The following is a 20,006-nucleotide window of genomic DNA, read 5'->3' as shown; positions in this document are numbered from 1 at the left end:
GTGCACTAGAGCGCGAAAGCGATACCATCCGACTCGGAGGCAATATGTCCGGCTCCCCAGCCACCCGACGCGTCACAGCAGCGGATATCGCACGCGAGGTCGGCGTATCTCGCGCCACAGTCGGCTTCGTGATGAACGCCACCCCGGGACAGACCATCTCCGCGGGGACACGGGACAGGGTCTTCGCCGCAGCGCGCCGACTGGGCTACCGACCTCATCTCGCAGCACAGGCTCTCGCACGGGGACGGACCCGAATCATCCTGCTCGTACTCCCCGACTGGCCGATGGAATACAGCATGAGCCGTCACGTCGATGAGGCATCGAACTTCCTCGACGAGGCGGGGTACTCCCTCGTCACCATGACCTCGCACCGCGGGGGCAACGCCCGGCCGCTCTGGGAGACGCTTCAACCCGACGTGGTGATGGGCATGCTCCACTTCGATCAGGACACCTTCGACGACATCCGGGCCGCGGGCGTCACCGCGATCATCCCCGACCCATCCAGTGCGGCAGCCGAGCCGGAGGCGCCGGTGAGCGCCGGACCCCGCCTCCAGGTCGAGCACCTGCTGGAGCGGGGCCGCCGCAACCTCGTCTACGCGACCTCGGCCGATCCCCGCCTGGAATCACTCACCTCCTCCCGCTATGCACTTGCCGCCGCAACCGTTGCGGAGCACGACGCTGGCGTCCTGCCGGAGCACGCTGTCAACCCGGAGAACGTTGCTGAGCTGGTCCTGCGCTGGGCACGGGAGGGTGTCGATGCCGTCGTGGCCTACAACGACGACATCGCCGCTCTGGTGACCGGAGCCGCCATCAGGCAGGGCATCGAGATACCCAGGCAGCTGGCCGTCATCGGTCATGACGACGCCCCGATCTCCCGGATCTTCGTCCCGTCGATCACAACGGTCCATCTGGACGATGTCGGCCTCGGTCGATACTTCGCCGACCTCGCGCTCAGCGCCGCCAACGGCTCCCCTGCGCCGAATGCCGAGTCGAGCCCGCAGCTCTCGCTGACCGTCCGAGAGACCACCTGATTTGCACCCCTGGTACCCGTCCGCACGAGCCGATGGCCGCCGCCCACCACTCTCCGTGGCCGGCCGGCGGACACCTCAGATCCTGATCTCCTGGAGCGCCCAGGAGTTGCCGTCCGGGTCGGAGAAGTAGGCGTAGCGGATACCGCCGCCCATGTCACTGATATCCGACACTTCCACGCCCCGGTCGAGCAGCGTGCTGCGGACCAGGGTGAGATCGTCGACCACGAGGTGGATGCCCGTCACGGGCGACGCACTGCTGCCGAGCATGCCGGTGCCGATGACGATCGAGCAGGCAGAGCCAGGAGGCGTCAGCTGGACGATGCGCATCCCGTTGCCCGGTTCCACATCGTGGTCGAGGTTGAACCCGACTCTCTCGACGTAGAAGGCCTTGCTGCGTGCGATATCGGTCACAGGCAGCGGGATGAGTTCGAGGCGCATGTCCATCGTGAGGCGGTCCATCTCTCTTGCGGTGGGTGCTGCTTGTGGCATGCGGTTCCGTGCTGCGGAACGAGGCAGTGCGCCAACGCAGGTGACGCCGTGCGCAAAGTCGGATTGCACGTGAACCACATGCCTCGGCGAAGAGCGCTCCCTCTCAGCCGTCGGTCTCGGCGTCGCTCTCGGCCTCCAGCTTCTTGTAGTGCCTGTTGCGCGGGCGGAGTACCACGACGGCGAGGACCGCGGCGAGAACTGATGCGACGAGGATCGCGACCTTGGCGTCGTCGTCGTGCACGCTGCCGAGACCGAAGCTGAGCTCCGCGACGAGCAGCGACACGGTGAAGCCGATCCCGCCGAGCAGCGCTACGCCGGTCAGGTCAATCCAATGGATGGATCGATCGATCGTGGCCCTGGTCAACCGGGTGGTCAGCCAGGTGGTGGCGAGGATGCCGATGGGCTTGCCGAGCACGAGCGCGGCGATGATCCCATAGGTGACGGGGCTCGCCAGAGCAGTGGTGAAGCCGTCCCATCCGCCTATCGCGACGCCGGCCGCGAAGAAGGCGAAGACCGGCACAGCGATGCCTGTGGAGATGGGCCGGAAGCGGTGCTCGAACACCTCGGAGAGGCCGGGACCCGCTTCAGGTCCGCCGCTCGCCTGGCTGCGGATGACCGGGATGGCGAAGCCGAGGAGCACTCCCGCGACGGTGGCGTGGATGCCGGAGGCGTGGATCAGGGCCCAGACGACTACGCCGATCGGCAGCAGGATGAGCCAGGCCGCCGCCTGCTTGGTGCCGAAGAACCGCCGGTAGCGCTGGGCGAGAAACGTGTACAGCGCGAGCGGGATCAGCGCGAACAGCAGCGGCGGGAGGTCGATGTCGGTCGTGTAGACGAATGCGATGATCGCGATCGCGATCAGGTCGTCGACCACGGCGAGGGTCAGCAGGAAGATCCGCAGCGCGCTCGGGAGCTTCGATCCGACGATGGCCAGGACGGCGACGGCGAAGGCGATGTCGGTGGCGGTCGGGATCGCCCATCCGCGGAGTCCCTCGGGGTCGACCAGGTTGAATGCGGTGTAGATCAGGGCGGGGACGATCACTCCCCCGACGGCAGCCGCTACAGGCACGACCGCCTTGCTGAACTCGCGCAGCTCGCCGGCGACGAACTCGCGCTTCAGCTCGAGGCCCACGAGGAAGAAGAAGATGGCGAGCAGTCCGTCGGACGCCCATTGCCCGACGCTCAGGTCGAGATGCAGCGACTCCGGTCCGAAGGTGAAATCGCGGACGGCGAAGTAGGCGTCGGCGATCGGCGAGTTGGCCCAGATGACCGCGATCAGCGCGGCCACGACGAGGATGCCGCCGCCCACGGTCTCCTTGCGGAGGATCTCGGCGAGACGGGAGGACTCGGCGGATCGACTGGGCGAGAAGAGGTTGAGGACTGCGCGAGCGGGAGCGGGCTTCGGCATGGCGCCTTTCGGAAGGGTCGAAGAAGAATCTGCCGACCAGACTTCCCGGCGCACCGAGCTCGACTCTACCGGCCCGCCCCACGGCCGACGGATCGTCGAACGGGAGGTGTCGTCGACACTCACATGAGACGTCGGTGATTCAGACGCGTGACAGAAGGGAACTCGATCGCACCCGCGCTCACCTCCCGGAGGCGGACCGGCCATCCGTCATACGCTGAAGTGGTGGCAGATGAAGCGATGATCATCCGGGACATATCGCGCGACGACTTCGACCAGTGGGCCGAGCTGTTCCGCGGCTATCGGGAGTTCTACCGCCTCAGCCCGGACGACGACGTGATCCTGCGGGTGTGGGAGTGGATCCACGACGAGAGCATCGAAGTCCGAGCCCTCGTCGCCGTGCTCGACGGGCAGGTGGTGGGGTTCGCCCACTACCGGAGCTTCCACCGCCCTGCCTCCGGCACAGTCGGCATCTACCTCGATGACCTCTTCACCGGCCCCGCCGCGCGAGGCGCCGGCGTCGGACAGGCGCTGCTCACCTCCCTGGGAAGGCTCGCCGGGTCCGAAGGACGATCGGTGGTTCGGTGGATCACCGCGGCCGACAACGCCACGGCGCGACGGGTCTACGACAAGGTGGCGACCGCTACGCCGTGGGTCACCTACGACCTCTTCCCCATCAGGTCAGCAGGCAGAGACGCCTGAGTCGAATCCTGCGCGCATCGCTCGGCGGCTCGAGTCTGAATCTCTGCCCTGCCTCGGCCGAACTCCCCGGCGGGCGCATCGGTGTTGGCGGAAGAATAAGCGCATGCGCATTCCCGAGTCTCGCGGCCCAGCCAGCGCCGTCCTTCTCGACATCCTCGCCACGGGCGGCGGATCGGCTCCGGAGCGGGACTCCCTGCGTGGCTCGGTCGATGACGCCCTCGCGGCGACCGAGGACATCTTCCGGGACGACGACCTGCAGCTCACCCTGTTCCTCCTCTACCAGCTCGGCTACGGCGGGGTCGACGGCAGCGACGAGCTCGAATGGGACCTGACCCTGCTCGGAGCTCGCGCCGCGCTCGAAGCCGCGCTCGAGACAGCTCTGCGCGACCGAGTGCCCGTGCCGAAGCGGCCCGAGCCGAATGCCGAGTCGGTCGCCACCGCCCTCTTCTCCCTGACCGGTCAGGATTCGGGCCCGAGCCTGTCGCGGTTCGTGGCGAAGAAGGCAACGGATGGGCAGCTCCGCGAGCTCGTGGTCCTGAAGTCCGTCTATGCACTGAAGGAGGCCGACCCGCAGAGCTGGGCGATCCCCCGCCTCCAGGGCCGCGCCAAGGCCGCACTGGTCGAGATCCTCGCCGACGAGTACGGCGGCGGGCGAGCAAAGCGCATGCATTCGACGATCTTCGCGGGGGCCATGACGGGTCTGGGACTGGACAGCACCGACGGCGCCTACCTCGATTCCGTACCCGCATTGGCGCTGGCGTCGGTCAACGTGATGTCCCTCTTCGGACTGCACCGGCGGCTGCGCGGCGCGTCCGTCGGTCTGTTCGCCGCCTACGAGATGACCTCCTCGCTGCCGAACCGGCAGTATGGCAACGGAGTGCGCCGACTCGGATACGGCGACGACGTCGCCTGGTACTTCGACGAGCATGTGGAGGCCGATGCGGTGCACGAGCAGATCGCCGCGCGCGACATGGCCGGCGGTCTCGTCGAGGCCGAGCCGCACCTGCTCGACGACGTCCTATTCGGCGCAGCAGCAGGCATGACCGTCGACGGCTGGTTGGGAGAGGACGTGTTCCGGGCATGGAGCGAAGGGACCAGCGCCCTTCGACGCCCATTGCCGGTGGCGGCCCCGGCACAGGCGGGGCAGACATCCACCCCGGCCACGGGGTCCGCGTGACGAGCGCCTACACCGGTCGCGACGATGACGGCGAGATCGTGGCCTGCCCCGACGGCCCCTTCCTCGTGCGCGGCAACGTCGAGATCGTGCTCCCGGACGGCACCCCGGTGCCGCGCACCCGCCGAACCGTCGCGCTCTGCCGATGCGGCCTGTCGACCATCAAGCCCTACTGCGACGGCACCCACAAGGTGACGGGCTTCCGCACCGGCTGACGCACCCCTGCGCATACGAGCCCTCAGCGACGGTCAGATCGTTCCCCGTGCGAGCCCGATGAGGCGATCGAGCACCCGTTCTCCCCCGGTGCGCAATCCGTTGTGGAGGTGCTCGTTCGTCACCCATCTCCGCAGTCCGGGCAGCACGTCGGCGGTCTCCTCCGACAGCGCGCGATCGACGTACGGGTCGTCGACGTAGATCACCGCTGCGCAGGTCACATCCACTCGACTCAACACGTCCAGATCGAACAGGCGCGGCCACTCATGCTGGGCGAGCAGTTCGGCTGCCTGCGCGTAGGGCCGGAGCCCTGGCATGTCCTCGAAGTGCCAGGGGTAGATGTGCTCCGCCGTCAGCAGGCTCGAGCCATCGGCGAAGTCCTCCGGCTGCACGCGGTGGGATGACCAGCGGGTGGCGACCCCATCGGCGTAGCTGGACTCATGGAGCACGGAGTAGATGGGATTGCGCGTTCCGAACGGCAGCATCTCCATCACGTCGTGCGAGAAGGCGAGCGACGCGGGATCCAGCTCGAGCAGGAAGTGCAGCTCTTCCGCGCCTCCGTCCATGCCGAGGTGATGGCCGAGCGTGCGGAGGAGCCGGGGCGTGATCACCTCGCCAGAAGGACCGAGGATCTTCCCCGCCGCGGACAGCGCCAGAACCCGGTCGAGACGCTCCTGGTCTTGGGGAAAGCGGCGGTGGTACTCGCGGTTCAGACGCCGCATCGTGCGGAAGGTGGTCGCGTACACGTCGTCGACCGACCGACCTATCGGGGGCAGTCCACCGGTGAAGATGACCTCCTCCAGGCTCTCCGGGTGCACCGTCAGGTAATGGAGCGCGCAGAATCCGCCGAACGACTGCCCGAGCACACTCCACCGCTTCGCCCCGAGGTGCTCTCGCATCCGTTCGGCGTCCTGAACGATGGAGTCCGCCCGGAAGTTGGTGAGATATCTCGCGTCGTCCTCTGGGTCGCCGGCGTGGCCGAACGGCGTCGAAAGTCCGGTGCCGCGCTGATCCAGCAGCACGACCCGGTAGTCCTTCAACGCCCGTGCGATCCAGCCGGGCTCCGCAGCGGAGGGCGTCCGCGGCGACTCGAAGCCCGGCCCGCCCTGTAGGAAGAGCAGGAAGGGCCGGTCGGTTCCATCCGGCGCCGCAACCTCGCGGGCGAAGACCTCGATCGTTGGACCGTCGGGCTTTCCATAGTCCAAGGGCACCTGGATCCGGTGCTCTCGCAGGACGAGCCCGCGGACGGATCGATCTGTCATGTCGACCCTCCTTCCGACCGCACTGCGACGCGGCACGGAACGATTCTCCTCCGCTCGGCGACCCGGCCTACAGCACGGTGGTCTCGTCCTTCCAGGCCGGCTGCACTGCGTCGTCGAGCTCGACCAGCAGCGGCTCCTTGTCGGAGAGTGTCCACTCCGGCAGGTACATGCGCTCGCCCCCAGCCATCACCGACGCGTGGGAGAGGATGCCGGACGCGGTGATGTTGGCCGCCTGCACCGCGTCGGGGTAGGCGGTCTCTTCGCCGAGCACTGCCATCAGCAGCCGATGGGCGAGGTGCGGGTGCGAACCGCCGTGTCCGCCACCCTGGACGAATGAGCGGTGGCTCTCCACGTCGTCACCCTCGCCGTAGACGCCGGCTCGGGTGAAGGACTGGATCTCCGCAGGCAGACGGTCTGCGAAGTCGGGAACCTCGATAGGTTGCACCTTCTCCCCCAGATACATCAGGTGGGAGCCACCCTCTGTCTGCGACCACTCGAACGAGCGCGTCGCGCCGTAGACGTCGAAGCTCTCGCGGTATTCGCGGGCGACCGCCCACAGGTGGCGGGTCACCTCTGCGCCCACATCGCTGCCGAGGAATCGGATGTGCGTCGACTCGATCGCGTAGGGCGAGTCGTAGCGCCCCTTCATGCTGTCGAAGACGCTGCCCGAGCCCAGAGCCTGCACGTATTCGGCCTGGTGACCCGCGATTCCGAGAGTCGGCCCGATGGCGTGCGTCGCGTTGTACATGGGCGGCATGCCGTCCCAGTACGACGGCCATCCCGTCATGTCCTGATGATGGGACGAACGGAGGAACTGCAGCTTGCCCAGACGCCCGGAGCGGTAGAGGTCCTGCACGAAGAGGAACTCGCGCGTGTAGAGGGTGGTCTCCATCATCATGTAGGTCAGTCCGGTGCGCCTCTGCGCATCGACGATCCGCTTGCAGTCCTCGACCGACGTGGCCATGGGAATGGTGCAGCCGACGTGCTTGCCTGCCTCGAGCGCGGCGACCACCTGGTCGGCGTGCAGCTGCAGCGGGGTGTTGATGTGGATCACGTCGATGTTCGGGTCGGCCAGCATCGCGTCGTAGTCCGTGTAGCGCACGTGGATGCCGTACTTGTCGCCGACCTCGTCGAGCTTGGACTCGGTTCGCTGGCAGATCGCGTACATCTCCGCATTCGCGTGACGCTGGTAGATCGGGATGAACTCCGCACCGAACTCGAGCCCGACGATGCCGACTCTCAGAACCTTCGTGGTGGTCATGTGCTGCCTTTCGTGTGTGCGTGCTTGGGGGCGGGCGGGTCAGCCCGCTCGGGCGCCGAATCGATCCAGGAGCCGGTCGGCTGCGAGGTAGGCGAGGGCCTGGATCGTCTGGTTGGGGTTGTATCCGCCGTAGCTGACGAAGCTTCCGCCGCCGACGGCGTAGAGGCCGTCGACCTCGTGGACCGCACCGAACGGGTCGGTGACGGATGCCGCCGGGTCGTATCCCATGCGGTGAACGCCCACGTCGTGCGCGGACAGGTGATAGGGCGGTCGCGGGGAGTCCATCCAGGTCTCCTTCGCTCCCATCTCCTGCGCGATCCGGCGCTTGATGTCCCCGAACAGCTCCACCGAGTTGGCGTCGTGGTCCTCCCACTCATGGGTGATCCGGATGGCGGGCACCCCCCAGCGGTCGGTGATGTTCGGATCGAGGTCCACGTAGTGCCGCTTGTACGGGAAGTTGGTCGTCTGCGAGTACATGCGGTGCATGTGGGTGTAGTTGTCCCGCATCCAGTGCTTGAACTCGAGGCCGAACTTCTTCACACCCGGATTCATCAGGTGGTACGCCTCGATCGGCTGCAGATCGCCCGTGACACTGATGACCGGCGATCCCCACAGCACACCGAGGTCGTTGTCGGGGACGAGCTCCGAGGTGAAGTCGTCGACCGCGCTCGACGCATTGAAGGTGCCGAGGAACGGGTTGGTGGCCTCCGGCAGGATCGACGCGAACCAGCCGAAGTTGTGGGTCATGAAGTTCGCCCCCACCTGCCCGTTTCCGCGGATGCCGGACACCAGCATGAGGCGGACGTTCTCGAGGGCGTAGGCGGTCAGGATGACCGTGGGCGCCTCGACGTCGTGCACGACATCCGCACCGTCGACGTAGGTGACCCCGACGACCCGCTTGCCGTCGGGCGTGCGGTTGACCCGCAGCACCCGTGAGTGGGTGCGCAGGTCGAGGTTGCCGGTCAGCTTGGCCGCCGGCACGCTCGTGACGTGGGTGCTCGACTTCGCTCCCACATGGCAGGGGTAGCCGTGACAGAATCCGCAGTTCACGCAGGCCGCACGGCCCTTGTACTCCGTGGAATTGAGCGCGAGCGGCTGCCGGAACGGATGCATCCCGAGTCGCTCGGTCGCAGCCACCCACGGGATGTCGCCCGGACCCTGCGGCACGGGCGGCATCGGGTAGTCGCGATTGCGAGGTGGATCGAACGGGTTGGTTCCCGGTGCGAACTCCCCCTTGACGTTGCCCGCGCGCCCGGAGTAGCCCTGCTCCCACTCGACCTTCTCGTAGTAGGGCTCGAGGTCGGCGTACCCGATCGGCCAGTCCTCAACCGTCGAGCCCTCGGGGAGCTTGTCCACGCCGAACCGCTCGGAGATCGCCGACTTCATTCGGAACTCCGCCTCGCGGAAGCGGTAGGCGGCGCATCCCCAATGCAAGGTGCCTCCGCCGATGCCGATGGAGGGCATGCCGTACAGGGGCTCGTCGGAGCCGAGGGCTCCCGCGGACCAGGGCAGCACTCGGGCCGTGCTGTTCTCGTCGGCGCGCCACGTGACGGGGTCGACCGTCACGCCCGACACGATCGCTCCGCGCTGGTAGTAGCGGAGTTCGTCCTGCTTGATCGCGAAGTCCTCTTCGCTGTAGTCGCTGCCCTTGTCGAGGCCGAGCACCCGGGCGCCCGCCTTCGTGAGCTGCTCGGCGAGGATGCCGCCGGCAGAGCCCAGGCCGACGATGATGACGTCGAACTTCTCGGTCATGTGCGGTTCGCTCCGATCCGGGAGTACAGGTCGCCGATGGTCAGGATGGGGATGCTGCGGGCATCGACGCCGGGCTGCATCTGCTCCCGGCTGTAGCCCCACTGAGCCCCCGGGAAGCCGACGAGCTTCCAGCCCACGACGTCGCGGTTGCCGCCATAGGCGGGATCGCCGAAGAAGCCCTGCACGGTGTGCTCGCGCACGACCCGATAGAACTGCCCGGCGAAGTCCTCGGGCTGAGACTGCGAGCGGGCATCCAGCCCCGCCACCAGGGATCGCTGTTCGAAGTCGTACAGCATCGAGAACTCCTTCCCGAAGACGCTGACCGCGAGGTCCGAAATCGCCTCGAGACCCCGTCGGTAGAGCGGCTGGAGATCCCGCATGAAGCCGGCGAGTGCACGGTCGATGTAGTAGACGACGCCTGCCTCGCGTGCGCCGGGCGAACCTTCCTCCGACGGGATGATCTGCGCCGCGAACGCGTCGATCGTCGCTGCGTCGGCCCTGTTGAAGAACAGCAGCGCCTCGGTCGGAACGAAGGTGGACTTCACCATCGTGCTACTTCCGGTTCGCGCGCTCGGCGAGCTTGCGATCGACGAGCGGTCGCAGGTACTCGATCCCCTCACGGGCGTCCTGGTCTGGTTCGATGCCGCGACGGTGGAAGCCCGTCTCCATGGTCAGGTAGCCGTCGAATCCAACGTCCAACAGGGCATCGACGGTCGACGGGAAGTCGACCACGCCCTGACCGGGCGGGAGGCGATCGTTGTCCGAGATGTGGATGTGCTTGAGGTCGGCGCCCATCTTGTAGACGTAGTCGGTGTTGACCTCACGGCTGTAGTTGACGTGGAAGGTGTCGAACATGAGCTTGACGTTGGGCCGGTCGACGTCCTGCATGAGCTCGATGGCATCGTCCGCCGACATGCAGAGGTTGGTGTCGTGGGAGGTGGGCTCGATCACGAGTGTGACGCCCGTGTGGGCGATGGCGTCGGCCACCTCGGTGAGCACCTCGCGGCTCCATGCCCATGCCTGGCGACGGCTCGTGCCGAAGATGCTCCATCCGGGCAGGTAGATGAGGGTCTTGCCTCCCCAGAAGGCGACGAGCTCCGCCAGCTCCTTGTAGTGCGCGACGGTGGCGCGGCGCTCCTCTATGTAGGGGGACGCGGGGTTGTTGCCCGGTCCGCCGGACGGCGCCGGAAGCATGCTGGACAGGGCGATGTCGTGCTCCTGGAGCAGGTCGCGCACCTGAGCACGGCGGTCGGCTCCCAGATGTGCGGGATACGCATGGGGCGCTGCGGCCCCGATCTCGATGCCGTCGTATCCGAGGCGGGCGATCCGCTTGATGGTCTCGTCGAGCGTGTACGAGGGCACCCAGACGAAGAAGCTGGAGTACGACCAGGTGTTGTAGGAGATCTTCATGTAATTTCGTCCTCTGTTGATGGGAGGAGGGGTTGGGCCGTATTCCCAACCCCTCCCTTGCTGCTGGTGAAGCGGACCTGCCGCTACTCGGTCTGGGGGCTCTTGCCGACGTAGTCGGCGACGTTCGACTCGTCGATGAGCGTCGAGTCGAGCGTGATGCGCTCGTCGATCGCCTCCCCCGAGCAGAGCTTCGCCGCGGCGATCACCGACTCCTTGGTCACCAGCGGGTACCCGACGGTCGACTGCATCTCGCCGTTCTGGATGTACTCGAGCGCCTTGTCCTCGCCGTCGATGCTGAAGACCTGGATCTCGCCTTCCCTGCCGGCCTCCTTGATCGCTTGGATGGCGCCGAACGCCATCTGGTCGTTGTGCGTGTACACGCCGTCGATTGATCCGGACGGGTACTTCTGCAGGAGGTCCTGCATGACCGTCAGGCCCTTCGCCTGGTCGTAGTCGGCCGTCTGGCTGTCGACGATCGTCACGTCGGAGCCCTCGAGCCCGGTGCGAAGTCCGTCTCCGCGAGCGATCGTCGGTGACGCGCCGAGGCTTCCGGCGAGCTCAATGAGCTTGCCGCCGTCGCCCAGCACCGCGGCGATGTTGGTGCCGCTAACAACCCCGGCCTCGACGTTGTCGGAGCCGATGTAGGTGTCCACCGTGGTGTTCACGTCGCGATCAGCTGCGATGACCTTGATGCCGGCCGCGACCGCGCGATCCACGACACCGGCGAGGGCATCCGAGTCACGCGGAGAGATGATCAGCACGTCGATGCCCTGCGCGATCATCTCGTCGATCTGGCCGGACTGGACCGCCGCGTCGTTCTGGCCGTCCGTGACGGTGACCTTCATCCCCGGGAACCACCTCGCAGCGAGTTCGGGGATCTGCTGGGACGACGTGGCGCCGTATGGGAACGACGTGGCGCTCCATGAGACGCCCACGCTGCACTGGACGGAGTCGGGTGCAGCCGCGAGTTCGAGCTGCGCTGCGCACTCGTCGCCGCAGTAGATGCTCGGCTTCGGAGTCTCCGAGACGATGCTGGTCGACTGCGGAGACGTGGTCGTCGCCGCGCAGCCGGCGGTGCCGAGCGCGATTCCGGCTGCGAGGGCGAGCAGCACTGCTGCGCCCTTGAGCCTGGGTCTGGTGAAGTGCATTCTGTGGCCTTCCGTGTTGGTGTGATGGGTGGTGCCGTCTGAGACCTACCGGAGGAGGCGGTCGCGGACGCTCTCCTGAGGCGCGGGCTTGGCCCGGCGGTCGGAGATCCTTCTGCGGGTGGCCTGAATGGCGAACAGGACCGCCAGCACGATGACCACGCCCTTGACGATCTGCTGATCGAAGGGTGAGATCCCGATGAGGTTCATCAGGTTGGAGAGCACCGCCAGCAGCACGGCGCCGAAGACGGTGCCGAGCGCGCCGCCGACCCCGCCCATGAGGCTGGTGCCGCCGATGACGACCGCGGTGATGGCGTCGAGGTTCGCGAGCCCGCCGGCAGTCGGTGCGCCGACGCCGAGGCGGGACGCGGTCATCACCCCGGCGAGAGCTGCCGTCACTCCGCTGACCGCGTAGGCGAGGAGCAGGGTCCGGGTGGTGGGGACGCCGGACAGCCGTGCCGCCTCGGAGCTGCCGCCGATCGCATAGAGGAACCGGCCGAAGGAGAGGTAGCGCAGCACCAGGACACCGATGGCCGCCACGATCAGGAACACCAGGAAGGGGCCGGGAAGACCCAGCACCTGCCCGCTTCCCAGGAAGTTGAACAGGTCGCCGATGTTGTTGAACGCCTGAGGGCCGCCGTTGGTCACGCGCAGCGCGAGACCGGTGATGGCGACCATCGTCGCGAGCGTCGCGATGAACGGCTGGATCTTGAGGACGGCGACGATGAGGCCGTTCAGCAGGCCCGCGCCCACGCCGACGAGCAGTGCGACGACGATGGCGAGGCCCGGCACCATCCCCTGATTGATCAGGATGGCCATGGTCACCCCGGACAGCGCGAGGATCGAGCCCACCGAGAGGTCGATGCCGCCTGTCAGGATGACGAAGGTCATGCCGATGGCGACCACGCCGACGATGGACGACTGTCGCGCCACGTTGAGCAGATTGGCCGGCTGATAGAACGCCGGCACGAAGACGGCGAGCGCGATGAGCATCACGATGAAGATCGCGATGGTGATCCAGTTCCGACGGAGGGTCCTGATGACCCCGTTCGATCGGATCGACGGACTGAAATCGGTCACTGTCCTCTTCCTCCTACTGCGTAGTTCATGACTTGCTCTTCGGTTGCCGTCTCGCCATCGAGCTCGGCGACGGCGCTGCCGTGGTGCATCACGATGATTCGATGGCTGAGCGACAGCACCTCGGGGAGCTCGGAGGAGATCACGATGATGGCGAGGCCCTGCTCGCACAGGCCGCGGATCAGCTCGTAGATCTCCTGCTTGGCACCCACGTCGATGCCGCGCGTCGGCTCGTCCAGGATCAGGACGTCGACACCCGCGTCGAGCCACTTCGAGAGCACGACCTTCTGCTGGTTTCCCCCGGAGAGCTGGGCGACAGGGGCATTCACATCGCCGACCTTGATCCGCAGCTTGTCCTTGTAGGCGAGCGCGAGCCTGCGCTCGGCCGCAGGGCGGACGACGCGCAATCCGCGCCGCAGCATCTTGACGACCGGGATGTTCGCCGCAGTGGACAGGGCGATGAAGATGCCCTGCGTCTTCCGCTCCTCCGGCACCAGCCCGATGCCTGCCCGGATGGATCGCAGGGGGCTGCCGTTCGGCACGTCGACGCCGTTGACTCGCACGGTTCCGGAGTTCACGGTGTCTGCGCCGTAGATGGCTCGCGCGAGTTCGGTGCGGCCGGCTCCGCGGAGTCCCGCGATGCCGAGCACCTCGCCGGCCCGGACCGTGAGGGAGACATCGTCGAGCACTCCGTCTCGAACGAGGTGCTCCACCGCGAGGACGACGTCGCCGAGGTTCTGGTTGACCGAGCGGGAGGACCGCGCGAATTCCCGCCCGACCATCTTGGAGACGAGATCGTCGTGGTCGGTCTCGGAGATCCGCCCCGCGCCCGTCAGTCGGCCGTCCTTCAGGACCACGTAGTGATCGGCGAGACCGAACACCTCCTCCAGACGGTGCGAGACGAAGATGACGCTCACGCCACGCTTCTTGAGTCCTTCGACGAGGGCGAGGAGGTGATCGACGTCCTCGCCGCCGAGAACGGCGGTGGGCTCGTCGAGGATCACGATCTGCGCGCGGCGATGGAGGGCCTTCGCGATCTCGAGCATCTGCTTCTCGGCGATGCTGAGCTCGCGCACCCGCTTGGTGACGTCGATGTGAACGTCGAGACTGGCGAGGAACTCCGTCGCCTCCTTGCGAGCCGAGCGCCAGTCGATGATCCCCCGGCCCGGGAACGATCCGAATACGAGGTTCTCGGCCACGGACAGCTCGGGGAAGAGGCTCAGCTCCTGGTAGACGGTGGCGATGCCGAGATCTTCGGAATCGCGAGGGCTGAGGATGTCCACTCGCTCCCCGTTGACGAGGACCTCGCCCGCGTCCGGGCGGTGCGCACCCGAGAGGATCTTGATCAGCGTGGACTTGCCGGCACCGTTCTCGCCGATCAGAGCGAGGACCTCGCCCGCCTCGATGGTGAAGCTGACATCATCGAGGGCGTTCGCCCCCAGGAAGCTCTTGCTGAGGCCCGATACCTGGAGCCTCGGAGCAGACGCATCCCGGCCTGCCGCAGGTGCAGCCTCTCCCGGAGTGAATCGTCGTTGGTTCATGGCTCGACTATAAGTAGCCGCGAAACGGTGAAAAAGTGCCTGATTAATTATCATTTCGACATATATGTGGCGTAAAAGGCGTGCGTATGATCGGAGTATGGGTACGTTATGGACGGAAGTTCAGCTCCTTGAACCGGACCGCCAGCTCTCGCCGAGTGCGCACGCCGCCCGCAGCACGATCGCGCGCATCATCGCCAACGGCGGCGAGGTGAGTCGGCGAGAGATCATCGCCTCGACCGGCCTCGCGCGATCCACCATCGACGGTCATCTGGAAGTGCTCCTCGACGCCGGACTCATCCGGGACGCGGGAACACCGAGCCAGCCCGCCCGAGGACGCCCGGCCCGCTCGTTCATGATCAACCCCGACCGCGGGGTCGTCCTGGTGGCTGACATCTCCATCGATCTGGTCCGGATCGCCATCACCACTCCGGCCAAGCAGGTGCTCGGGCGCCGCACCCTCTCCGTCGACGTCAGCAGAGGTCCCGACGAGGTCGTCGAGCTGATGGCAAGCGCCTTCGACGCTCTTCTCGAGGAGCTGGGGACGCCCGACGCCGAAGCGCTCGCAATATCCGTCGGCATCCCCGGACCGGTCGATTCGCGCCGAGGCATCGTCGTGCGCCCGCCCCTCATGCCCGGCTGGGACGGCTTCGAGGCATGCAGGTTCATGGCGGACCGCTTCAACTGCGACGCCGTCGTGGACAACGACGTCAACCTGAAGTCCCTCGGTGAGGCACGCGCCCTGGGAGGAGCGACCCTTCCCCTGCTGCTCGTCAACATCGACACGGGCATCGGCGGAGGCTTCGTGAGCGAGAGCGGCCTTCTCCTGCATGGCGCCGATGGATCGGCCGGCGACATCGGCCATGTGCGAGCAAGCGGGTCCTCCGACGTCCTCTGCAGCTGCGGCAACCGCGGGTGCCTGTCTGCGGTCGCATCCGTCGACGCGATGGCGGCGAAGGTGGGCGAGGCGCTGGGTCGAGAGGTGACCTCGCGAGAGCTGATCGATCAGCTCTCCCGTGGCGACGCCACCACCGTCAGCATCGTGAAGGAGGTCGCCGCCGTGCTCGGCAACGCGATCGCCGATTTCGTGAACTTCTGCAACCCCGCCCGGGTGGTCATCGGCGGTGAGGTGACTCAGTGCACCGACGACGTCCTGTCGCAGATCCGCAGCGTCGTCTACCAGCAGGCGCAGCCCCTGGCGACGAGGAACCTGTCCATCGTGCACACCGAGCTGGGCGACGAGGCGGGCCTCATCGGCGGCATGGTGTCCGCCATCGAACAGGTTTTGTCGCCCCGAGGCATCCAGTACCACACGCGACCGGCCGACTCGGACATGAAGCCGTTGGGCAAGAACTAGGCCACGCAACACCGAACCAGCGCCTGCACAATCAGATCAGCAGGCGGGGCCTGTCCTGTGACGACCAGGTCGCGCCGCAACCCGGTAGTGCGCCACGTCGGGCGCGCTGACCACGCTACGAAGCGACCCCCCAGATCGAAATCCGACGAACGCGCGCTCCGATCCGATTTGCGCGAGAGCGCGAATCAGCGCGCGCTGTGCGTGGGCCCGGCGATCAGATCGCGAGCCGCGACGGCCGTTCTGCAGATTCGGCCGCCCGCCGAATGGTCTCGGAAGGCTTCTCGCCGAATCGTCGCTGGTAGCTGGCGGCGAATCGGCCCAGGTGCGTGATTCCCCATCGAGCAGCGACATCGCTCACGGTTGCGCTGCCCGGTTCGGCGTCGAGGAGCTCGTCGTGTATCCGCTCCAGACGGAGTTGGCGCAGATAGCCCATCGGGGTGCTGCTCGTGGACCTGCGGAATTCCTCCTGGAGACTTCGGACGCTGACCGAGACGGCGACGGCGAGCTCGGACACCGTCCATGCGTGCTCGAGGCTCCCTCGCAGCAGTTCGATGGCATGGGCCACGGGGCGGGGGCCGGCGGCGGCGACCGGGGCGGCGAGGGATTCCTGATGATTGTGCGGCTGAGCGAGCAGGAGCGACTCCATCAGCACCTGCTCGAGGCGCTGGGCGGCGATCGGGTGCTGCAGCATGTCGGGCGCGCTCGTGGACACGTGGTCGATGAATCGAAGTGTCTCGAGCACCGCGCATCCCGGCCCGCTGGTGAGGTCCAAGCCGGCCGAGAACACCAGCGGCTTCGTGACGCTGTGTCCGAGCAGATTCTCCAGTTCGATCTCCAGCTCCGCCTTGGGGATCATCACCGCCATCTGCGAGAAGTCCTCATCGCAGTCCAGATCCGCAGGGTGGCCGGGCATGAAGATGGCCCCGGTGCGCGGTGATCCATGCACGGGGGTCTGCGAGCCGGCCCGCATCGTCGCTCTGCCGGTCAACGGCATGTCGACGTGGAAGTCGGTGGCCTCACTCGTTCGGATCCGGATGGCATCCCCGAATCGCAGGTAGCCGGCGGTGATCCGGCCGACCTTGACCATGTTGAGATGGAGATCGACGGCTGCGGTCGGCGATGCGGAGGGGAAGTCGAGCGGGAGGTAGACGTCGCTCAGGACTTGGCGGGCGTGGTCGATGTCGACTGTCGCTGCGAGCGGATGGCTCGTGAACAGTTCCGTGGCGGCTTGTGGCACCCGGGGAGTATAGATCTGACGCAAACGCCGCATGTCGACATCCGACCTCGGTCCCCGATCTGCTGGGGATTCCGGGGAGGCTCGGAGTGCCCCTGCGCCGCGCAAAGTGGATAGTCATGCGCGGGTGGCGGATTTCTCCCCCTGCGTCCCCGACCTACCGTGAAGGGATCCCAGTCCGCCGGCTGCGATTCCGACGGAGAGGGTTGATGGTCAGGGTGCCTCGCAGAATCCTGGGGCCGGACGTCTCCTTCCCGCAGACGCGCGCTGCGGCTGCCCAAGCCCTCGCTCCACTGATACTGGGCGGGACCTGGCCACTCGACGAGGTCGTCACGATGGCGTGCAGCTCGTTCGACGTGAATGCCGCGACGGTGAGTGTCATCGACGGTGGGCGCTTATTGCATAGGGCCCAGACGGGCGTTGTGCCTCAGCGGATCCTGCTCCGAGAGTCATTCACCCTCGCCGCCATCCAGGAACCGGACGGGATGGTGGTTCCCGACGCCGCGGCCGACCCGCGGTTCCGGAGACTGCCGCACGTGCTGGGAGCACCGCACATCCGCTTCTATGCCGGCTTTCCGCTCGAGAGCGCGGAGGGCGGACGCATCGGCTCCTTGAACCTGTTCGATCCGAGCCCGCGCCCCTTCGAGCAACCTTCGCGTTGGCTGCATCTCCTGCGCCTATACGGCGTCTTGGCGCAGTTGGACCTGCACCGTTCCGCTTCCGTCCGACCACCGCACTGAGGAGCACCATTGACGCGACACTTCGATTTTGAAAGTATCGCTGACATGCCCATCTTCATCACCTGCCCCGTCGACAGCGTCGACCGCGCCACCGCCTTCTACACCGCCCTCGGCTGGACTCTCAACACGGAGATGTCCGACCACAACGTGTCGTGCTTCGCGATAGCGCCGGAGCAGTACGTCATGCTCGGCAGCCGCGAGATGTACGCGAGCGTCGGCGGCACCGAGGACCTCATCGGTGGCCCCGACACACCCTCCAAGGTCACCGTCTCGTTCGACATGGGCAGCCGCGAGGCGGTGGACGAGCTCACCGAGCGCGCGGGGGCTGCCGGTGGTCGGATCGGCGACACCGACGACTACCCCTTCATGTACCAGCGCCAGTTCGACGACCCCGACGGCTACCACTACTCGCCGTTCTGGATGAAGCCGGACGTCGCTCCGACCGCGTGAGCGACCTCGCGGCGGCGCTCGACGTCGTCGGATCGCGATGGGCCCTGCTCATCGTCGAGCGCCTGCTCGACGGCCCTCAGCGCTACGGGGACCTGCAGCGCGACCTCGGAGTGCCGATGAGCATGCTCGCGACCCGTCTGCGAGAGCTCGAGGTGGCCGGCGTGCTGACCCGGCTGCCTCTTCGTCACAACACCAGGGCCTATGCCCTGACCGAGCGCGGGCTCGCGCTGCGCGAGGCGATCGGCGCGCTCGGCCGCTGGGGCGCCGACGAGACGCAGCACGAACCCTGAGACCGGTCACCGCACCGACCGGATGATGATGCGATAGACCTGCATGGTGGACGATGCGGAGCTGAGGCGCTGGCTGCTCGGCGGCGATCCGTCCATCACCGCACAGGTGCTTGCTCACGCCGACCGAACGGACTCCTCCGGCCGGTCGTCCACCGGCGACGGCGAGGATCTCGTCAGCAGGATCCTCGACCTGCAGCAGCCCGACGGCAACTGGGGCGTAGGCGTGTACGACTCCGAGGGCTGGAACTCGACCACCGACGCCCTCTGGCTCCTCTTCGAGCTCAGGGCCGACCCCGACGACGAGCGAGTGCGCCACGCGGTGCACCTCGTCCACGATCAGGTGCGGTGGGAAGCGCGCAACGGCGGCCTGCCGTTCTTCTCGGGAGAGACGGAGGCGTGCGTGAACGGCCGCGTCGCCACGCTCGGGGCGTACTTCGGCCGTCCCGACCGGGCACTCATCGACCGCCTGCTCCGCGAACAGCTTCCCGATGGGGGCTGGAACTGCGATGCACCCGCGAGCACTCGATCCTCATTCCACTCCACCATCTGCGTCCTCGAGGGGCTCCTCGAGTTCGAGCGAGTGACCGCAGCCCGGGAACTCGCCGTTGCACGGCATCGAGGCGAGGACTACCTGACGGAGCGGGGGCTGCTGCGCTCGAAGTCGAGCCACCGTCTGCTCGACGAATCCTGGGCGACTCCCCATGTCCCGAGCTACTGGTGCTACGACGCTCTCCGCGGCCTCGACTACCTCCGAGCGAGCGGATCGCGACCCGACGCTCGGATCACGGAGGCGGTCGCGACCCTGCATGACGCACGGCGCAGCGACGGAACCTGGCGGTCCGCATCGCACGCAGGGACTCCCATCATCGAGCTCGAAACGGCCGGAGATGCGAGCCGCCTGACCACGCTCCGCGCCCTGCGCGTGATCGAGTGGGCCTCCCCGGTCGCCTGACACCCCGGCAGCGCAACATGGCCGGGCTAGCGGCCGTGAGCCACCCACGACAGTGACGTCTCGGTCAGACGTCGCGTTCTGACGTCAGCTCGAGGTCTCGTCCGTCTTCACGCGCCGGCCCCGAAGGTAGAACGGGAGAACGACGATGACCAGCACGAAGCTGGCGACGAGCACCGCACCGGGGATGGCCGGATTGAGCTGCACGAGGTTCGCGACAACGACGGCGATCAGACTCACGCCTGCCACGGCGACCCCCAAGATCAGCAGACCCCGGGCGGTTGAGCGGACGCGAGAGCTTTTTGCCATAGGTCCACGCTAACCGAGGTTTTGCCCTGGTCTGCCCCGCCTTTTGCGACGGATGCTCATGTTCGCCGGGATCGCACAGCGCCCATCTCCGCTGATCCTCGGAGGGGCGAGGCTCGGATCTGGGTGTCCGCTTGCAAGACTTCGACGGGCAAACGGAAAAGGGGATCCGCCGTGTGGCGGATCCCCTTTTCGTTGATCCAGGCTTGGCTGGATCGCCA

General features: G+C 67.0%; 21 protein-coding genes. 9 read left to right on the top strand and 12 right to left on the bottom strand.

The annotated features are described in order from the left end of the window. Nucleotides 1–44: 44 nt before the first annotated feature. Nucleotides 45–1,031, top strand: a complete 987-nt coding sequence (locus E6C64_RS00105) for a LacI family DNA-binding transcriptional regulator (protein ID WP_136425604.1) — start codon at nucleotides 45–47, stop codon at nucleotides 1,029–1,031. A gap of 75 nt (nucleotides 1,032–1,106) precedes the next feature. Here E6C64_RS00105 and E6C64_RS00100 read toward each other — a convergent pair whose 3' ends face one another. After that, entirely contained in the window at nucleotides 1,107–1,520 is a 414-nt protein-coding gene (locus tag E6C64_RS00100) for a VOC family protein (RefSeq protein ID WP_233255376.1), read from the bottom strand. Between the two features lie 103 nt (nucleotides 1,521–1,623). After that, nucleotides 1,624–2,928 carry a Na+/H+ antiporter NhaA gene (nhaA, locus tag E6C64_RS00095; RefSeq protein ID WP_136425603.1) on the bottom strand — a complete coding sequence of 435 codons (1,305 nt, stop codon included), beginning with the start codon at nucleotides 2,926–2,928 and terminating at the stop codon, nucleotides 1,624–1,626. A gap of 222 nt (nucleotides 2,929–3,150) precedes the next feature. Between nhaA and E6C64_RS00090 the strand changes: the two genes are divergently transcribed. From E6C64_RS00090 to E6C64_RS00080, 3 genes are all read left to right on the top strand, one after another. Next, nucleotides 3,151–3,627, top strand: a complete 477-nt coding sequence (locus E6C64_RS00090) for a GNAT family N-acetyltransferase (RefSeq protein ID WP_233255375.1) — start codon at nucleotides 3,151–3,153, stop codon at nucleotides 3,625–3,627. A 103-nt stretch (nucleotides 3,628–3,730) separates the two neighbouring features. After that, nucleotides 3,731–4,804: an iron-containing redox enzyme family protein gene (locus E6C64_RS00085; protein ID WP_136425602.1), complete on the top strand. Its 1,074-nt coding sequence runs from the start codon at nucleotides 3,731–3,733 to the stop codon at nucleotides 4,802–4,804. Continuing rightward, a complete protein-coding gene (locus E6C64_RS00080; RefSeq protein WP_233255374.1) occupies nucleotides 4,801–5,016 on the top strand; it encodes a CDGSH iron-sulfur domain-containing protein in 216 nt (71 codons plus the stop codon). Before E6C64_RS00085 ends, E6C64_RS00080 begins: the two co-directional genes overlap by 4 nt. A 33-nt stretch (nucleotides 5,017–5,049) precedes the next feature. Here E6C64_RS00080 and E6C64_RS00075 read toward each other — a convergent pair whose 3' ends face one another. The 8 genes from E6C64_RS00075 to E6C64_RS00040 all read right to left on the bottom strand — a co-directional run bounded on the left by E6C64_RS00075 (nucleotide 5,050) and on the right by E6C64_RS00040 (nucleotide 14,462). After that, nucleotides 5,050–6,276 carry an alpha/beta fold hydrolase gene (locus E6C64_RS00075; RefSeq protein ID WP_136425600.1) on the bottom strand — a complete coding sequence of 409 codons (1,227 nt, stop codon included), beginning with the start codon at nucleotides 6,274–6,276 and terminating at the stop codon, nucleotides 5,050–5,052. Nucleotides 6,277–6,343: 67 nt separating this feature from the next. Then, a complete protein-coding gene (locus E6C64_RS00070) occupies nucleotides 6,344–7,537 on the bottom strand; it encodes a Gfo/Idh/MocA family protein (protein WP_136425599.1) in 1,194 nt (397 codons plus the stop codon). A gap of 39 nt (nucleotides 7,538–7,576) precedes the next feature. Next, nucleotides 7,577–9,289: a GMC family oxidoreductase gene (locus E6C64_RS00065; protein ID WP_136425598.1), complete on the bottom strand. Its 1,713-nt coding sequence runs from the start codon at nucleotides 9,287–9,289 to the stop codon at nucleotides 7,577–7,579. After that, complete coding sequence (locus E6C64_RS00060) at nucleotides 9,286–9,837, bottom strand: gluconate 2-dehydrogenase subunit 3 family protein (RefSeq protein WP_136425597.1); 552 nt, start codon at nucleotides 9,835–9,837, stop codon at nucleotides 9,286–9,288. Before E6C64_RS00060 ends, E6C64_RS00065 begins: the two co-directional genes overlap by 4 nt. A gap of 4 nt (nucleotides 9,838–9,841) precedes the next feature. Further along, complete coding sequence (locus E6C64_RS00055; protein ID WP_136425596.1) at nucleotides 9,842–10,699, bottom strand: sugar phosphate isomerase/epimerase family protein; 858 nt, start codon at nucleotides 10,697–10,699, stop codon at nucleotides 9,842–9,844. Between the two features lie 83 nt (nucleotides 10,700–10,782). Next, the gene (locus tag E6C64_RS00050) at nucleotides 10,783–11,847 is read right to left on the bottom strand and encodes a substrate-binding domain-containing protein (RefSeq protein ID WP_136425595.1); all 1,065 of its coding nucleotides are present in this window, start codon (nucleotides 11,845–11,847) and stop codon (nucleotides 10,783–10,785) included. Between the two features lie 45 nt (nucleotides 11,848–11,892). Then, nucleotides 11,893–12,924 carry an ABC transporter permease gene (locus E6C64_RS00045; protein ID WP_199240915.1) on the bottom strand — a complete coding sequence of 344 codons (1,032 nt, stop codon included), beginning with the start codon at nucleotides 12,922–12,924 and terminating at the stop codon, nucleotides 11,893–11,895. Further along, complete coding sequence (locus E6C64_RS00040; protein ID WP_136425594.1) at nucleotides 12,921–14,462, bottom strand: sugar ABC transporter ATP-binding protein; 1,542 nt, start codon at nucleotides 14,460–14,462, stop codon at nucleotides 12,921–12,923. Before E6C64_RS00040 ends, E6C64_RS00045 begins: the two co-directional genes overlap by 4 nt. A 97-nt stretch (nucleotides 14,463–14,559) precedes the next feature. On the opposite strand from E6C64_RS00040, the gene E6C64_RS00035 reads away from it, so the two are divergent. Further along, nucleotides 14,560–15,816, top strand: coding sequence for an ROK family transcriptional regulator (locus E6C64_RS00035; protein WP_158437676.1), 1,257 nt, complete (start codon nucleotides 14,560–14,562; stop codon nucleotides 15,814–15,816). Between the two features lie 214 nt (nucleotides 15,817–16,030). On the opposite strand, the gene E6C64_RS00030 is transcribed toward E6C64_RS00035, so the two are convergent. Then, nucleotides 16,031–17,053: an AraC family transcriptional regulator gene (locus E6C64_RS00030; protein ID WP_233255373.1), complete on the bottom strand. Its 1,023-nt coding sequence runs from the start codon at nucleotides 17,051–17,053 to the stop codon at nucleotides 16,031–16,033. Between the two features lie 116 nt (nucleotides 17,054–17,169). Between E6C64_RS00030 and E6C64_RS18820 the strand changes: the two genes are divergently transcribed. Genes E6C64_RS18820 through E6C64_RS00010 form a run of 4 tightly spaced genes read left to right on the top strand, consistent with a single transcriptional unit; the run spans nucleotide 17,170 to nucleotide 19,482 of the window. Further along, nucleotides 17,170–17,790, top strand: coding sequence for a GAF domain-containing protein (locus E6C64_RS18820; RefSeq protein WP_332908215.1), 621 nt, complete (start codon nucleotides 17,170–17,172; stop codon nucleotides 17,788–17,790). A gap of 45 nt (nucleotides 17,791–17,835) precedes the next feature. Beyond that, a complete protein-coding gene (locus E6C64_RS00020) occupies nucleotides 17,836–18,240 on the top strand; it encodes a VOC family protein (RefSeq protein WP_136425590.1) in 405 nt (134 codons plus the stop codon). After that, nucleotides 18,237–18,530, top strand: a complete 294-nt coding sequence (locus E6C64_RS00015) for a winged helix-turn-helix transcriptional regulator (RefSeq protein WP_136425589.1) — start codon at nucleotides 18,237–18,239, stop codon at nucleotides 18,528–18,530. Before E6C64_RS00020 ends, E6C64_RS00015 begins: the two co-directional genes overlap by 4 nt. A gap of 43 nt (nucleotides 18,531–18,573) precedes the next feature. After that, the gene (locus E6C64_RS00010) at nucleotides 18,574–19,482 is read left to right on the top strand and encodes a prenyltransferase/squalene oxidase repeat-containing protein (protein ID WP_233255372.1); all 909 of its coding nucleotides are present in this window, start codon (nucleotides 18,574–18,576) and stop codon (nucleotides 19,480–19,482) included. 84 nt (nucleotides 19,483–19,566) lie between these two features. Here the strand turns inward: E6C64_RS00010 and E6C64_RS00005 are convergent, their stop codons facing one another. Continuing rightward, nucleotides 19,567–19,788, bottom strand: coding sequence for a hypothetical protein (locus E6C64_RS00005; RefSeq protein ID WP_136425588.1), 222 nt, complete (start codon nucleotides 19,786–19,788; stop codon nucleotides 19,567–19,569). Nucleotides 19,789–20,006 lie beyond the last annotated feature (218 nt).

This window comes from Naasia lichenicola (assembly GCF_004801885.1).
Classification (GTDB): Bacteria; Actinomycetota; Actinomycetes; order Actinomycetales; family Microbacteriaceae; genus Naasia; species Naasia lichenicola.
Note: the sequence above shows the minus strand (reverse complement) of the source record. Positions and strands in the feature narration are given on the sequence as shown.